Origin of the sequence: Pseudomonas sp. 313, assembly GCF_000316965.1 — a bacterium.
In the GTDB taxonomy this organism is placed as follows: Bacteria; Pseudomonadota; Gammaproteobacteria; order Pseudomonadales; family Pseudomonadaceae; genus Chryseomonas; species Chryseomonas benzopyrenica.
Genome location: NZ_ANBZ01000072.1, coordinates 135,195 through 149,984 on the forward strand (window position 1 = coordinate 135,195; position 14,790 = coordinate 149,984).

Consider the following 14,790-nt stretch of genomic DNA (forward strand, 5'->3'; position numbering starts at 1 on the left):
CGATCAGAGCTTGAGAGCAGCGGCGGGCTGGCCAGCGCGGGTGGTCACGCCCTGGAGGAAGGCGTCGAGGCGTTGCGGGTTTTTCTTGAGCCAGGCACGGGCGGCGTCCTTGGGTGCGGTGCGTTCCAGGATGGGGGCCATCACGGCGCTGACCTCGGCACTGTCCATGTGCAGATTGGCGAGCAGGCGCTGGACATTGGGGCAGCGCTGTGGATAGTCGGCGGTGGTCACCACCGAGACCGTGGCCTGGCCTTCGTTGGGGCCGAAGACGTCTTCGCTGCCGGTCAGGTAGTGCATCTTGATCTGTAGATTCATGGGGTGCGGCTTCCAGCCGAAAAAGACGATCCATTCCTTGCGTTTCTCGGCCCGGCGCACGGCGGTGAGCATGCCCGCCTCACTGGACTCCACCAGCTGGAAGTCCTTGAGGCCGAAGCGGTCGGTCTTGATCATCTCGGCGGTGCCACGGTTGGCGCCGCTGCCCGGCTCGATGCCGTAGATCTTGCCGCCGAGCCTGTCCTTGAAGCGGGCGATGTCGGCAAAGGTCTTCAGGCCCCCCTCGTAGACGTACTCGGGCACCGCGAAGGTGGACTGGGCATCGGCCAGCAGCGGCGGGGTCAGCACCTTGACCTGGCCCTTGTCGACGAAGGGCTGCACCACCGGCTGCATGGTCGGCTGCCAGTAGCCGAGGAACACATCCAGATTCTTGTCGCCCATGGCCGCCATGATGATCTGCTGGGAGGCGGTGGTCGGCTTGACCCCGTAGCCGAGGCCTTCGAGCATGACCTCGGCTAGGGCACTGGTGGCGACCACGTCGGTCCAGCCGACGATGCCCATCCGTACGGTCTGGCAGCTGTCGGGATCGGCGGCGCGGGCGCTGCCGAGGGTGGCGGCCAGCAGGCCGCAGACGAGGAGTGTGGTGCTGAGGGTCTTGTTGGGCATGGCGAACTCCCTGGAGCGGCGGGCGGGGATGACTGCCGGTTGCCTTCTACCCTAGGCGCCTCGCCTGCCAGGCATGCGTAGCCCGACGACCTGAATTTGCACCCTGGCGACCTTCTTGCTTGCACAAGTCAATCGTTACCGGGGACGCCCCACCCATGCCGCAGTCCTTTGCCTTTCTCCTGCTGCCCGGCTTTTCCGCCCTGGGCTTCATCGCCACCCTGGAGCCCTTACGGGTGGCCAATCGATTCCGTCCGGGCAGCTATGACTGGCGCATCCTCGGACGTGACGGGGCGGCGGTGACTGCCAGCAACGGCATGTCGGTCAATGTCGACGGCGGCCTGGACGCCTTGGAAGCGGGCACCACCCTGTTCGTGGTGGCCGGTTTCGAGCCCCTGGCCCATTACGACGACGGCCTCGCCCGCTGGCTGCGCCAGGTCGCCCGCCACGGCCATCCCCTGGGCGGCATCGACACCGGTGCCCTGGTGCTGGCCCGCGCTGGGCTGCTGGAAGGCCACCGGGTCACCCTGCACTGGGAGGCGGTGGCGGCCTTTCGCGAAGCCTGGCCGCAGCTTGAGGTAACCGGCGAGCTGTTCGAGATCGACCGCGGCCGCATCACCTGCGCCGGCGGCACGGCCAGCCTCGATCTGCTGCTGGAGCTGATCGGCCGCAGCCACGGCAGCGAGCTGGCGGTGCAGGTCTCCGAGCAATTCGTGCTCGGGCGCATCCGCCCGCCGCGCGAGCACCAGCGGCTGCAGGTGGCGCAGCGCTACGGCATCGCCAATCGGAAGCTGATCCGGGTGGTGGAGCGGATGGAGCGCCACACCGAGACGCCCCTGGGCACCCTGGAGCTGGCCGCCGGCATCCAGGTGACCCGTCGCCAGCTGGAGCGGCTGTTCCGCCTCCATCTGCAGACGACCCCCTCCACCTTCTATCTGCAACTGCGCCTGGACCAGGCGCGCCAGCTCCTGCAGCAGGGCGAGGCCAGCGTGCTGGACGTGGCCCTGGCCTGCGGTTTCGAATCCGCGTCCTATTTCTCCCGCTGCTACCGCCAGCGCTTCGGCCTGAGTCCGCGGGAGGATCGGCCTCGCCGCGAGGGCCGGCTGTCGGCGGGCGAGCTCGCCGCGGTCGCTGACCGGTAGCGCGACCCTGGCCTGACGCTTCTGGTGATACCCCTGTCGTTTTTGCATCCGGTCGGCCAGGACCCCGGGGCTATGCTGGCCTCGAATCGCCGGCACCCGTTCCGGCGCGAGACCAACGCCGGAGCCTGTCATGAATGCCACCGAACTCCACGCCGACAGCATCGTCATCGACGGGCTGATCATCGCCAAGTGGAACCGCGAACTCTTCGAAGACATGCGCAAGGGTGGCCTGACCGCCGCCAACTGCACCGTCTCGGTATGGGAGGGCTTCCAGGCGACGGTCAACAACATCGCGGCGAGCCAGAAGCTGATCCGCGAGTGCAGCGACCTGGTGGTCCAGGTGCGCACCACCGCCGAGATCCGCCAGGCCAAGGCCCAGGGCAAGACCGGCATCCTGTTCGGCTTCCAGAATGCCCATGCCTTTGAAGATCAGATCGGCTACGTCGAGATCTTCAAGCAGCTCGGCGTGGGCATCGTGCAGATGTGCTACAACACCCAGAACCTGGTGGGCACCGGTTGCTACGAGCGTGACGGCGGCCTGTCCGGCTTCGGCCGCGAGATCGTCGCCGAGATGAACCGCGTCGGCATCATGTGCGACCTCTCCCACGTCGGCTCCAAGACCAGCGAGGAAGTCATCCTCGAATCCAAGAAGCCGGTCTGCTACTCCCACTGCCTGCCGTCGGGTCTGAAAGAGCATCCGCGCAACAAGTCAGACGCGGAACTCAAGTTCATCGCCGACCACGGCGGCTTCGTCGGTGTGACCATGTTCGCCCCCTTCCTGGCCAAGGGTATCGACTCGACCATCGACGACTACGCCGAGGCCATCGAATACGTGATGAACCTGGTGGGCGAAGACGCCATCGGCATCGGCACCGACTTCACCCAGGGCCACGGCCACGACTTCTTCGAGTGGCTGACCCACGACAAGGGCTACGCCCGTCGCCTGACCAGCTTCGGCAAGATCGTCAACCCGCTGGGCATCCGCACCGTGGGCGAATTCCCCAACCTGACCGAGACCCTGCTCAAGCGCGGCATGCCCGAGCGCACCGTGCGCAAGGTCATGGGCGAGAACTGGATGCGCATCCTCGGCGAAGTCTGGGGCGAGTAGTGAATACCTCTGGAGCCTACTGCGCACACCGCTAGCGGCGTCGCGTCCTCGCGCCAGGTTCGCCGTACCTCGGTACTGCTCTCACCTGGCACTGCGGGACTCCTTGCCAGCGGCGCGCTCGCTACGGCTCCACAGGCATTCACCCACACCTTTTTTTAGATACGTATTAGCGAATCGGAGCTCCACACATGGCCAGCCACGCCCCCGAAATGCCCATCCAGGTCGACGACGAAACCGGCGTCTGGACCACCGACGCCCTGCCGATGCTGTACGTACCCCGGCACTTCTTCGTCAACAACCACATGGGCATCGAAGAAGTCCTGGGTGCCGACAAGTACGCCGAGATCCTCTACAAGGCCGGCTACAAGTCGGCCTGGCACTGGTGCGAGAAGGAAGCCGAGTGCCATGGCATCCACGGCGCCGCGGTATTCGAGCATTACATGAAGCGCCTGTCGCAGCGCGGTTGGGGCCTGTTCGAGACCCAGAAGCTCGACCTGGACACCGGCTACGCCGAGGTCAAGCTCAAGCACTCCGCCTTCGTCTACGTCTACGGCAAGGTCAATCGCAAGGTGGACTACATGTTCACCGGCTGGTTCTCCGGTGCCATCGACCAGATCCTGGCCGCCAAGGGCAGTGCCATCCGCACTGTCACCGTCCAGGAATACAGCGGCTCCGAAGAAGGTCACGACGACGGCCTGTTCGTTACCCGGCCGAAATAACGCCCCGCCCCCGGGTGGCCAGCGACCCGCTCGCCGCCGCCCCAGCGACACCCAAGAGCAAGAGCGCGGCTCAAGACCGCGCACCAGCCGATCGAGGAGAAGGTCATGGCCTTCGAAGCAATGTTCCAGCCGATCCAGATCGGCAAGCTCACCATCCGCAACCGCGTGCTGTCCACGGCTCACGCCGAGGTCTACGCCACCGACGGCGGCATGACCACCGACAGATACGTCAAGTATTACGAAGAAAAGGCCAAGGGCGGCATCGGCCTGGCCATCTGCGGGGGTTCCTCGGTGGTCGCCATCGACAGCCCGCAGCACTGGTGGAGTTCGGTCAACCTCTCCACCGACCGCATCATTCCGCACTTCCAGAATCTCGCCGACGCCATGCACAAGCATGGCGCCAAGATCATGATCCAGATTACCCACATGGGGCGCCGCTCGCGCTGGGATGGCGGCCACTGGCCGACCCTGATGTCGCCGTCGGGCATCCGCGAGCCCGTGCACCGCGCCACCTGCAAGACCATCGAGCCGGAAGAGATCTGGCGGGTGATCGGCAACTTCGCCCAGGCCGCGCGCCGGGCCAAGGCCGGTGGCCTGGACGGCGTCGAGCTGTCCGCCGTGCACCAGCACATGATCGACCAGTTCTGGTCGCCGCGCGTCAACAAGCGCACCGACGAGTGGGGCGGCAGCTTCGAGAATCGCATGAGATTCGGCCTGGAGGTGCTCAAGGCCGTACGCGCCGAGGTCGGTGACGACTTCTGCGTCGGCATGCGCATCACCGGCGACGAATTCCATCCGGACGGCCTGTCCCACGACGACATGAAGCAGATCGCCAAGTACTACAGCGACACCGGCATGCTCGACTTCATTGGCGTGGTCGGCTCGGGTTGCGACACCCACAACACCCTGGCCAACGTCATTCCCAATATGACCTATCCGCCGGAGCCCTTCCTGCACCTGGCCGCGGGCATCAAGGAAGTGGTCAACGTGCCGGTGCTGCACGCCCAGAACATCAAGGATCCGAACCAGGCCACCCGCATCCTGGAGGGCGGCTACGTCGACATGGTCGGCATGACCCGCGCCCACATCGCCGATCCGCACCTGATCACCAAGATCAAGATGGGCCAGATCGACCAGATCCGTCAGTGCGTCGGCGCCAACTACTGCATCGACCGCCAGTACAACGGCCTGGACGTGCTGTGCATCCAGAACGCCGCCACCAGCCGCGAATACATGGGCCTGCCGCACATCATCGAGAAGTCCACCGGACCCAAGCGCAAGGTGGTCATCGTCGGCGGCGGTCCGGCCGGCATGGAGGCCGCTCGTGTCTCCGCCGAGCGCGGCCATGACGTCACCCTGTTCGAGAAGCAGGAGCAGCTCGGCGGCCAGATCACCCTGGCCTCGCGCGCCCCGCAACGCGACCAGATCGCCGGCATCACCCGCTGGTACCAGCTGGAGCTGACGCGCCTGGGCATCGACCTGCGCCTGGGCACCGCTGCCGATCCGGCGACCATCCTCGACCTGCGGCCGGACATCGTCATCCTGGCCAACGGCGGTCACCCCTTCCTGGAGCAGGTCGATCACTGGCATGCCGCCGAGGGCCTGGTCGTCAGCAGCTGGGACATCCTCTCGGGCAAGGTCGAGCCGGGCAAGAACGTGCTGGTGTACGACACCATCTGCGAATTCACCGGCATGTCCGTGGCCGACTACCTGGCCGACAAGGGCGCCCAGGTCGAGATCGTCACCGACGACATCAAGCCAGGCGTGGCCATTGGCGGGACCACCTTCCCGACCTACTACCGCAGCCTCTATCCCAAGGAAGTGATCATGACCGGCGACCTGATGCTGGAAAAGGTCTACGCCGAGGGCGACAAGAAGATCGCGGTACTGGAGAACGAATACACCGGCGCCCGCGAGGAGCGCGTGGTCGACCAGGTCGTCATCGAGAACGGCGTACGGCCGGACGAGGGGCTCTACTACGCCCTCAAGGAAGACTCGCGCAACAAGGGCCAGATGGACATCGAGGCGCTGTTCGCCATCGAGCCGCAGCCTGCGCTCGGCGAGACCGGCAACGGCTACCTGCTCTACCGGATCGGCGACTGCGTGGCCCAGCGCAACACCCACGCCGCCATCTACGACGCCCTGCGCCTGTGCAAGGACTTCTAAGACGGCCTAATCGCTGCTCGAAAATTCGCGGCCATGGGCCGCTCCTACAGGCTCCGAACGTCCCTCGTAGGAGCGGCCCATGCCGCGATAGCTCACCTTCTGCGGCCTCCGGCGCTTCGCTACCCCGGCCGCGCCTGCGGGGCCCGCCCTGTGAGGATAGATCGATGTTGAACACCATCCTCCCCATCCTGCTCTTCGCCGCCCTGGCCCTCACCGTGATCGGCGCCGTGCGGCGTTTCAGTCTCTGGCGGCAAGGGCGTCCGGCCGAGGTCGACTGGCTCGGCGGGCTGTTGAAGATGCCGCGGCGCTACTTGGTGGATCTGCACCACGTGGTCGACCGCGACAAGTACATCTCCAAGACCCACGTGGCCACTGCTGGCGGCTTCGTCCTGGCGGCGCTGCTGGCCATCCTGGTGCACGGCTTCGGCCTGCACAGCCGCATCCTTGGCTGGGCGCTGCTGGCGGCCACCGCCTGCATGTTCACTGGCGCCCTGTTCGTCGCCAAGCGCCGTCGCGATCCGCCGGCGCGGCTGTCCAAGGGCCCCTGGATGCGTCTGCCCAAGAGCCTGCTGGCCTTTGCCGCGAGCTTCTTCATCGCCACCCTGCCAGTCGCCGGCATCCTGCCGCCGGATTTCGGGGGCTGGATTCTGGCCGCGGTGCTGGCGGTGGGCGTGGCCTGGGGCGTATCCGAGCTGTTCCTCGGCATGACCTGGGGCGGTCCCATCAAGCACGCCTTCGCCGGCGCTCTGCACCTGGCCTGGCACCGCCGCGCCGAGCGCTTCAGCACCCCGCACAACGCCAGCGCCGCGCGCTCCAGCGGCCTCAAGGCACTGAACCTGCACGATCCCAAGGCGCCGCTGGGCGTGGAAAAGCCCGCCGACTTCACCTGGAACCAGCTGCTCGGCTTCGACGCCTGCGTCCAGTGCGGTCGTTGCGAGGCCATGTGCCCGGCCTTCGCCGCTGGCCAGCCGCTCAACCCCAAGAAGCTGATCCAGGACATGGTGATCGGCCTCAAAGGCGGCAGCGATGCCCATTACTTCGGCTCGCCCTATCCGGGCAAGCCGGTCGGCGAGCACGCGGGTGGTCCGCACCTGCCCATCGTCGCGCGTCAGGGCAAGGCCCTGGTGGACGCCGAGACCCTCTGGTCCTGCACCACCTGCCGTGCCTGCGTCGAGGAATGCCCGATGATGATCGAGCACGTCGATGCCATCGTCGACATGCGCCGTCACCTGACCCTGGAGCGCGGCGAGACGCCGAACAAGGGCGCCGAGGTGCTGGAAAATCTCATCGCCACCGACAACCCCGGCGGCTTCGCCCCCGGTGGTCGCCTGAACTGGGCCGCCGACCTGGACCTGCCGCTGATGAAGGACAAGGGCCAGGCCGAGGTGCTGTTCTGGGTCGGCGACGGCGCCTTCGACATGCGCAACCAGCGCACCCTGCGCGCCTTCGTCAAGGTGCTCAAGGCGGCCAAGGTGGACTTCGCCGTGCTCGGCCTGGAAGAGCGTGACAGCGGTGACGTGGCCCGTCGCCTGGGCGACGAGGCGACCTTCCAGCAACTGGCCAGGCGCAACATCGAGACCCTGAGCCGGTATCGCTTCCAGACCATCGTCTCCTGCGATCCCCACAGCTTCCACATGCTCAAGAACGAATACGGCGATCTCGGTGGCCACTACCAGGTGCAGCACCACAGCACCTTCATCGAGACCCTGCTCAGCCGTGGCTCCCTGCACCTTGGGCAGCACGCCCTGGCCGAACAGGGCGCCACCATCACCTATCACGATCCCTGCTACCTGGGCCGCTACAACGGCGAATACGAGGCGCCGCGCGCGGTGCTCAGGGCGCTGGGCATCGCGGTCAAGGAGATGGAGCGTTCCGGCTTCCGTTCGCGCTGCTGCGGCGGTGGCGGTGGCGCCCCCATCACCGACATCCCCGGCAAGCAGCGGATCCCGGACATGCGCATGGCCGACATCCAGGAAACCGGCGCCGAGCTGGTGGCCGTGGGCTGCCCCCAGTGCACCCTGATGCTGGAAGGCGTGGTTGCCCCGCGTCCGGAGATCAAGGACATCGCCGAACTGGTGGCCGAAGCCATCGTCGAGGCGCCTGTCGAAAGCAAGCCGACCGCCGCTCGGCGGCCGGTGGCGGAGGCCCTGTCGTGAGCGGGCGTCGGGGCCCCCTCACCCTGGCCCTCTCCCCGAGGGGAGAGGGGATGATCAGGTGTGCCAGACACGTCCCGGTGTTCACCGCTTTTACCCCCTCTCCCCTCGGGGGAGAGGGCTGGGGTGAGGGGCCCACCGCGCACCTCACCTGCCATTTCCAAACGGAGCGCCTAGCATGAGCATCATCCGTCGCGATCCGCGCCGCGAGTGGATCGCGCGCAACCGTCTGCATCCGCTGCACGCCAGTATCGCCAGCAGCGCCGAGGCCGAAGTCCGCTGGATGGGCCCCAATGGCCTGGTCCGCAAGAACCCCCATGCCGCGGCTGCCGGCTTCGTCGGCCCCCAGGGCGTCAAGCGGATCGATCGCAGTGGCGCCCAGCAGGGCGGCGGTCGCCGTGGCACCGCCCAGGCGGTGGAAGAACAGCTGCCGCTGCACCGGATCGCCGAGCCGGCCTTCTACATCGCCGTGGTCCCGGATCTGGTCAGCGGTCGCCTGACCGCCCATGACCGTGACCTGCTGGGCCTGGCCCGGCAACTGGCCGGTGCCGAGGGCGCCGTGCTGGCGGTGGTCTTTGGCGAGGTCAAGGAAACCGCTTTCGATACCGCCGGGGTGGATCGCCTGCTGCATCTGGATGGCGAGCAATTCCAGGGCTATGCCCCCGAACAGCGGGTGCTGGCGCTGCGCGCGCTAGACAACGAACTGCAGCCGCGGCACTGGCTGCTGCCCGACAGCCGCAGCGGTGGCGGTGAACTGGGTCGGCGCCTAGGTGCGGCCCTGCACGAGCGTCCCGCCACCCGTGTCTGGCAGGTCAAGGACGGTCTGGCCACCGGCCGTGCCGGTGCCGGTCGCCAGGATCTGCAGCAGCCGTTGCCGCGCCTGGTGCTGGCCCTGCCGGAATGCGCGGAGCCGGTCGGCGAGACCCGTCACGAGGTCCTGCCGGTCACCCTCGGCGGCAACATCGCCCGCCACCTGCCGCGCATCGAAGACCTCGGCCCGGTCGCCGTCGATCCCATGCAGATTCCTCTGGCCGAGGCCGAATTCATCCTCTCCGGTGGCAACGGTATCCGTGACTGGAATCTCTTCCACAGCACCGCCGCACTGCTGGGCGCCACCGAAGGCGCCTCGCGGGTGGCGGTGGACGACGGCCATATGCCGCGCAATCGTCAGGTCGGTGCGACCGGGACCTGGGTCACCGCCCGGGTCTATCTGGCCGTGGGCATCTCCGGCGCCGTGCAGCACCTGCAGGGCATCGCCAGTTGCGACAAGGTCATCGCCATCAACACCAATCCGGGCTGCGACATGGTCAAGCGCGCGGATCTTTCGGTGATTGGCAACGGTGACGCCATCCTGGCCGCCCTGGCGCGGCTGGTCGAACAACAACGGGCAGGGGAGTTGCAGGATGTCGCCTGAGCAGAAGCTGCCGTCACTGGACGGCGTCAAGGTCGTGGCCCTGGTCTCCGTCGGCGCCCATCCCACCTCCGGTCGGGCCCGGCGGGCGGAACAGGATGCCCGTGCCGTCGAACTGGGCCTGCGCCTGGTCGGCGACAAGCTGCGCGTGCTGCACGCTGGTGATCCCGCCGAAGAGGCTCTGCGTGGCTATCTGGGCATGGGCGTGCCGGCCCTGCACGTGCTGGAACAACCGGCGGGCGCGGATGCTCTGCCGGCCCTCGGCGATACCCTGCGCGAGGTTGGTGCCGGTCTGGTACTGACCGGTAGCCAGGCGGAAACCGGCGAGGGCTCGGGCCTGCTGCCCTATCTGCTGGCCGAGACCCTCGGCTGGCCGCTGGTGGTCGGCCTCGCCGCGGTGGAAGCCGTGGAGGGTGGCCAGGCGACCGTGCTGCAGGCCCTGCCACGTGGTCAGCGGCGGCGGCTGCGGGTACGGCTGCCTTTCGTCGCCAGCGTCGACAGCGCCGCCCCGGCGCCGCGGCAAAGCGCCTTCGGCCCGGCCCGGCGCGGCGAATTGCAGGTGGAGACCACCGAGATCGTGCAGGACAGCCTGTTCGACAGCGGCGAATTGCAGCCGGCCAAGGCGCGCCCCAAGCGCCTCAAGGTGATCAAGGCCAAGACCGCCGCCGACCGCTTCAAGGCCGCCACTGCCAAGGCCTCCGGCGATGGCGGCCAGGTCCTTAAGGACCTGACCCCGGAAGCGGCCGCGGCCGCCATCTTCAAGGTATTGCGCGAAGAAGGCGTGGTGCGCTGAAGCCCTATCCCCTCTCCCTCTGGGAGAGGGGATAGGGTGAGGGCACCTTCGGCACCCCATCCGCAGGTGGAAAAGGCTGCGCCGTTTTCCACGCTACGGGGCTACCACGACCTGCGGGACCCGTAGGTTGGGCTGAGCCTGCGAAGCCCAACGATCCCAACCTCCAGCGCCCATCAGTGCGCCTCGTCCCAATTGCCACCCACCCCCGACTCCACCAGCAGCGGCACGTCCAGTTCGCCGGCGCCGCTCATCAGCGGCAACAGGCCTTCGCGCAGCAGCTCCACCTGGTCTTCGCGGACCTCCAGCACCAGTTCGTCGTGTACCTGCAGGATCACCCGGGCATCCAGCTCCGGGGTCGACTGCAGCCAGCCGTCCACGGCGATCATGGCGCGCTTGATGATGTCCGCCGCCGTGCCCTGCATGGGCGCGTTGATCGCCGCCCGTTCGGCGGCCCGACGCAGGCCCTGGTTCTTGGAGTGGATGTCCGGCAGGTACAGCCGGCGCCCATAGAGGGTCTCCACGTAGCCCTGGTCCACCACCTGGGCGCGGGTGCGCTCCATGTAGGCCAGCACCCCGGGATAGCGCTGGAAATAGCGATCGATATAGGCCTGGGCCTCGGCGCGGCCGACGCCGATCTGCTTGGCCAGGCCGAAGGCGCTCATGCCGTAGATCAGGCCGAAGTTGATGGCCTTGGCGCGACGACGATCCTCGTTGCTGACCTCTTCCAGCGGCACGCCCATCACCTCGGCGGCGGTGGCGCGGTGCACGTCCAGGTCGTTCTGGAAGGCATGCAGCAGGCCTTCGTCCTGGGCCAGGTGGGCCATGATGCGCAATTCGATCTGCGAATAGTCCGCCGCCAGCAGGCGATAGCCTTTGGGTGCGACGAAGGCCTGGCGGATGCGCCGGCCCTCGGCGGTGCGGATCGGGATGTTCTGCAGATTCGGATCGCTGGAAGACAGCCGTCCGGTCGCCGTCACCGCCTGGTGATAGCTGGTGTGGATGCGGCCGGTGCGCGGATTGATCTGCTGCGGCAGCTTGTCGGTGTAGGTGCTCTTGAGCTTGCTCATCTGCCGGTACTGCATCAGCACCTTGGGCAGCGGGAAGTCCTGGTCGGCCAGTTCCTGCAGCACCGCCTCGGCGGTGGAGGGCTGGCCCGATGCGGTCTTGCTGACCACCGGCAGACCCAGCTTGACGAAGAGGATCTCGCCCAGCTGCTTGGGCGAGCCCAGGTTGAATTCCTGGCCGGCCAGTTCATAGGCCTCCTTTTCCAGGGCGATCATCTTCTCGCCCAGCTCGCGGCTCTGCACCCCGAGCAGCGCCGAATCCACCAGGGCGCCGTTGCGCTCGATGTGCGCCAGCGCTGGCACCAGCGGCATCTCGATGTCGCGCAGCACCGCCGCCAGGCCCGGCACGGCTTCCAGCCTGGGCCAGAGGGTCTCGTGCAGGCGCAGGGTGACGTCGGCATCCTCGGCGGCATAGGGTCCGGCCTGCTCGATGGCGATCTGGTCGAAGGTCAGCTGCTTGGCGCCCTTGCCGGCGATGTCCTCGAAACGGATGGTGCTGTGGCCTAGGTACTTAAGCGCCAGGCTATCCATGTCGTGACGGGTGGCGGTGGCGTCCAGCACATAGGATTCGAGCATGGTGTCGAAGGCGATGCCCTGGATCGTGATGCCGTAGCGGGTCAGTACATTGAGGTCGTACTTGCCGTGCTGCATGACCTTGAGCTTGGCCGGGTCTTCCAGCAGCGGCTTGAGCACGGCCAGTACCGGCTCCAGCGCGAGCTGGTTCGGCGCGCCCATGTAGCTGTGGGCCAGGGGCACATAGGCGGCCTGGCCCGGCGCCACGGCAAAGGACAGCCCCACCAGCTCGGCGCGCTGAGCGTCGATGCTGGTGGTCTCGGTGTCGAAGGCGAAGCAGTCGGCGGCCTGCAGGCGCGCCAGCCAGGCGTCGAAGTCGGCCTGCTCCAGCACGGTGTCGTAGTGGGTTTCCACCTGGGTGGTGGCGGCATCCTCGGCCAGCGGCAGGGGGGCGCCCTGGCGCTTAGTGTCACGGATCAGGTCATCCAGCCAGGACTTGAATTCCAGCTCCTGGTAGAGCGCCATCAGGGCTTCCACATGGGGCTCGCCGACGGTGAGCTCATCGAAGGTCAGCTCCAGCGGCACGTCCAGCTTGATGGTCGCCAGCTGATAGGACAGATAGGCCTGCTCGCGATGCTGGTCCAGCTTGGCGGCCAGCGACTTGGCGCCGCGCAGGGGCAGGGCGGCCACCGCGTCGAGGTTGGCGTAGAGGGTATCCAGGCCACCACCGATGCCGTTGAGCAGGCCGGCAGCGGTCTTCTCGCCCACCCCGGGCACCCCGGGAATGTTGTCGATCTTGTCGCCCATCAGCGCTAGGTAGTCGATGATCAATTCCGGACCCACGCCGAACTTGGTCCTGACCCCTTCCACGTCCAGCACGCTGCCGCTCATGGTGTTGACCAGGGTGACATAGGGGCAGACCAGCTGGGCCATGTCCTTGTCGCCGGTGGAGATCACCACCGGGCGCTCGGCACTGGCGCAGTGGCGGGCGAGGGTGCCGATGACGTCGTCGGCTTCCACCCCTTCGACGGCCAGCAGCGGCAGGCCCAGGGCGCGGATGCAGGCGTGCAGCGGCTCGACCTGGCCACGCAGGTCGTCGGGCATGGCCGGGCGCTGGGCCTTGTAGTCGGCGAAGAGTTCGTCGCGGAAGGTCGGGCCCTTGGCGTCGAAGACCACCGCGAAGAGGCTGTCCGGATACTGGCGACGCAGCGAGAGCAGCATGTTGAGCACACCTTTCACCGCGCCGGTCGGCTTGCCGGTGGAGGTCATCAGCGGCGGCAGGGCATGGAAGGCGCGATAGAGATAGGAGGAACCGTCCACCAGGACGAGAGGGGCGTGGCTCATGGTCTGGACCTTTGTCGTGGCGTGTGCGGCGTCTGTCCGGCCAGTCTCGACGACGGCAAGGCCGGGTTCTAGAATCGACCACTCGCTCCGTTCAAAAGGTCAAAGGTTACCATGGGTGCTCGTCGCTTCCTCTTCGCCGCGTTGCTGCTGGCCCCGCTGGTCCAGGCCGCGGAGCCGCTGCCACCGGGGGAAAAGCCCCTGCCTGACGAGATCAAGGTGATCCGCTACCAGGCCGGCGACCAGACCATCGAGGAGACGCGCATCCGCGGCGTGCTGCAATCCACCCGGGTCATCCCCAAGCATGGCGCGCCCTACGAGCTGGTGCCCGCCGATGGCAGCAGCACCGCGTCCAACGACAAACCGACCCTGCACGTCCCCAGCTGGCGCCTGTTCAGCTGGTAGGCGCAAGGCGCCTGGACCGGTAAACTGCGCGCCGCTCGCACATTCATCCGCCAGGCCCCGTCATGTCCGTCTTCACGCCCCTCGATCGTCCCACCCTCGAAGCCTTTCTCGCGCCCTATGGCCTGGGCCGGCTGCGGGATTTCCGGGGTATCGCCGAAGGGTCGGAAAACACCAACTACTTCATCAGCCTGGAAGGCGGCGAATTCGTCCTGACCCTGGTGGAGCGCGGTCCGGTGGCGGAGATGCCGTTCTTCATCGAGCTGCTCGACGTCCTCCACGACGCCGACCTGCCGGTGCCCTATGCGGTGCGCACCCAGGATGGCCAAGCCCTGCGCGAACTGGCCGGCAAGCCGGCGCTGCTGCAACCGCGCCTGGCCGGTCGCCACGAACGCGCGCCCAATCCCCACCACTGCGGCGAAGTCGGCCACCTGCTGGGCCATCTGCACCGGGCTACTGCGGGTGAAAAACGCATCGAGCGCGCCAGTGACCGTGGCCTGGCCTGGATGCTGGCCGAAGGCGAGCGCCTGGCGCCGACCCTGGACACGACCGCCCGGCCGTTGCTGGAGCGCACGCTTGGGGAAATCCGCAACCTGCTGGCCGAGCAGCCGCCGCTGCCCGAGGCCAATCTGCACGGCGACCTGTTCCGCGACAACGTGATGTTCGACGGCCCCCGGCTGTCGGGCGTCATCGACTTCTACAACGCCAGTTCCGGCTGGATGCTCTATGACCTCGCCATCACGGTGAACGACTGGTGCTCCACTGAGAGTGGCGCGCTGGACCTGCCGCGGGCCCGGGCGCTGCTGGCGGCCTATGCCGCCGACCGCCATTTCACGCCGCGCGAAGCCGAGTTGTGGCCGGTGCTCTTGCGGGTCGCCTGCGTACGCTTCTGGCTGTCACGGCTGATCGCCGCCCAGGCCTTTGCCGGTCAGGACGTGCTGATCCACGATCCGGCCGAATTCCAGCAGCGCCTGGCGGCGCGCCAGCAGACCCCGCTGGAATTGCCGCTGACCCTGTAGCCAGGGTTCCACGTGGAACCTCT

At 67.3% G+C, this 14,790-nt stretch carries 11 protein-coding genes; 9 read left to right on the plus strand and 2 right to left on the minus strand.

What is annotated here, in order from left to right:
* Nucleotides 1-3 precede the first annotated feature (3 nt).
* Entirely contained in the window at nucleotides 4-939 is a 936-nt protein-coding gene (gene choX / locus C722_RS0116590) for a choline ABC transporter substrate-binding protein (RefSeq protein WP_017641585.1), read from the minus strand.
* A 155-nt stretch (nucleotides 940-1,094) separates the two neighbouring features.
* Between choX and C722_RS0116595 the strand changes: the two genes are divergently transcribed.
* The 7 genes from C722_RS0116595 (at nucleotide 1,095) to C722_RS0116625 (ending at nucleotide 10,428) form a co-directional block, all read left to right on the plus strand.
* Nucleotides 1,095-2,078: a GlxA family transcriptional regulator gene (locus C722_RS0116595; protein ID WP_017641586.1), complete on the plus strand. Its 984-nt coding sequence runs from the start codon at nucleotides 1,095-1,097 to the stop codon at nucleotides 2,076-2,078.
* A 130-nt stretch (nucleotides 2,079-2,208) separates the two neighbouring features.
* Nucleotides 2,209-3,186 carry a dipeptidase gene (locus C722_RS0116600; protein WP_017641587.1) on the plus strand — a complete coding sequence of 326 codons (978 nt, stop codon included), beginning with the start codon at nucleotides 2,209-2,211 and terminating at the stop codon, nucleotides 3,184-3,186.
* Between the two features lie 188 nt (nucleotides 3,187-3,374).
* Nucleotides 3,375-3,905 (plus strand): DUF5943 domain-containing protein, encoded by a 531-nt coding sequence (locus C722_RS0116605; RefSeq protein ID WP_007160248.1) that lies wholly within the window; start codon nucleotides 3,375-3,377, stop codon nucleotides 3,903-3,905.
* A 105-nt stretch (nucleotides 3,906-4,010) separates the two neighbouring features.
* On the plus strand, nucleotides 4,011-6,071 hold the full coding sequence (gene dgcA / locus C722_RS0116610) for a dimethylglycine demethylation protein DgcA (RefSeq protein WP_017641588.1): 2,061 nt from the start codon (nucleotides 4,011-4,013) through the stop codon (nucleotides 6,069-6,071).
* A 164-nt stretch (nucleotides 6,072-6,235) separates the two neighbouring features.
* Nucleotides 6,236-8,227 (plus strand): dimethylglycine demethylation protein DgcB, encoded by a 1,992-nt coding sequence (dgcB, locus tag C722_RS0116615; RefSeq protein ID WP_017641589.1) that lies wholly within the window; start codon nucleotides 6,236-6,238, stop codon nucleotides 8,225-8,227.
* 175 nt (nucleotides 8,228-8,402) lie between these two features.
* Entirely contained in the window at nucleotides 8,403-9,638 is a 1,236-nt protein-coding gene (locus C722_RS0116620) for an electron transfer flavoprotein subunit alpha/FixB family protein (RefSeq protein WP_017641590.1), read from the plus strand.
* 16 nt (nucleotides 9,639-9,654) lie between these two features.
* Nucleotides 9,655-10,428 (plus strand): electron transfer flavoprotein subunit beta, encoded by a 774-nt coding sequence (locus C722_RS0116625; RefSeq protein WP_177323671.1) that lies wholly within the window; start codon nucleotides 9,655-9,657, stop codon nucleotides 10,426-10,428.
* A 173-nt stretch (nucleotides 10,429-10,601) separates the two neighbouring features.
* On the opposite strand, the gene polA is transcribed toward C722_RS0116625, so the two are convergent.
* Complete coding sequence (polA, locus tag C722_RS0116630; RefSeq protein ID WP_017641592.1) at nucleotides 10,602-13,349, minus strand: DNA polymerase I; 2,748 nt, start codon at nucleotides 13,347-13,349, stop codon at nucleotides 10,602-10,604.
* 111 nt (nucleotides 13,350-13,460) lie between these two features.
* Between polA and C722_RS0116635 the strand changes: the two genes are divergently transcribed.
* Both C722_RS0116635 and C722_RS0116640 read left to right on the plus strand, forming a co-directional pair.
* A complete protein-coding gene (locus tag C722_RS0116635) occupies nucleotides 13,461-13,751 on the plus strand; it encodes a DUF2782 domain-containing protein (protein WP_017641593.1) in 291 nt (96 codons plus the stop codon).
* A 62-nt stretch (nucleotides 13,752-13,813) separates the two neighbouring features.
* Nucleotides 13,814-14,767, plus strand: coding sequence for a homoserine kinase (locus tag C722_RS0116640; RefSeq protein ID WP_017641594.1), 954 nt, complete (start codon nucleotides 13,814-13,816; stop codon nucleotides 14,765-14,767).
* Nucleotides 14,768-14,790 lie beyond the last annotated feature (23 nt).

Excerpts from the sequence above, each read along its gene's own strand:
- C722_RS0116635 (WP_017641593.1), top strand. The coding sequence starts at position 13,461 with ATGGGTGCTCGTCGCTTCCTCTTCGCCGCGTTGCTGCTGGCCCCGCTG.
- C722_RS0116600 (WP_017641587.1), top strand. The coding sequence starts at position 2,209 with ATGAATGCCACCGAACTCCACGCCGACAGCATCGTCATCGACGGGCTG.
- dgcA (WP_017641588.1), top strand. The coding sequence starts at position 4,011 with ATGGCCTTCGAAGCAATGTTCCAGCCGATCCAGATCGGCAAGCTCACC.
- C722_RS0116620 (WP_017641590.1), top strand. The coding sequence starts at position 8,403 with ATGAGCATCATCCGTCGCGATCCGCGCCGCGAGTGGATCGCGCGCAAC.
- choX (WP_017641585.1), bottom strand. The coding sequence starts at position 939 with ATGCCCAACAAGACCCTCAGCACCACACTCCTCGTCTGCGGCCTGCTG.
- C722_RS0116595 (WP_017641586.1), top strand. The coding sequence starts at position 1,095 with ATGCCGCAGTCCTTTGCCTTTCTCCTGCTGCCCGGCTTTTCCGCCCTG.
- C722_RS0116640 (WP_017641594.1), top strand. The coding sequence starts at position 13,814 with ATGTCCGTCTTCACGCCCCTCGATCGTCCCACCCTCGAAGCCTTTCTC.
- dgcB (WP_017641589.1), top strand. The coding sequence starts at position 6,236 with ATGTTGAACACCATCCTCCCCATCCTGCTCTTCGCCGCCCTGGCCCTC.
- polA (WP_017641592.1), bottom strand. The coding sequence starts at position 13,349 with ATGAGCCACGCCCCTCTCGTCCTGGTGGACGGTTCCTCCTATCTCTAT.
- C722_RS0116605 (WP_007160248.1), top strand. The coding sequence starts at position 3,375 with ATGGCCAGCCACGCCCCCGAAATGCCCATCCAGGTCGACGACGAAACC.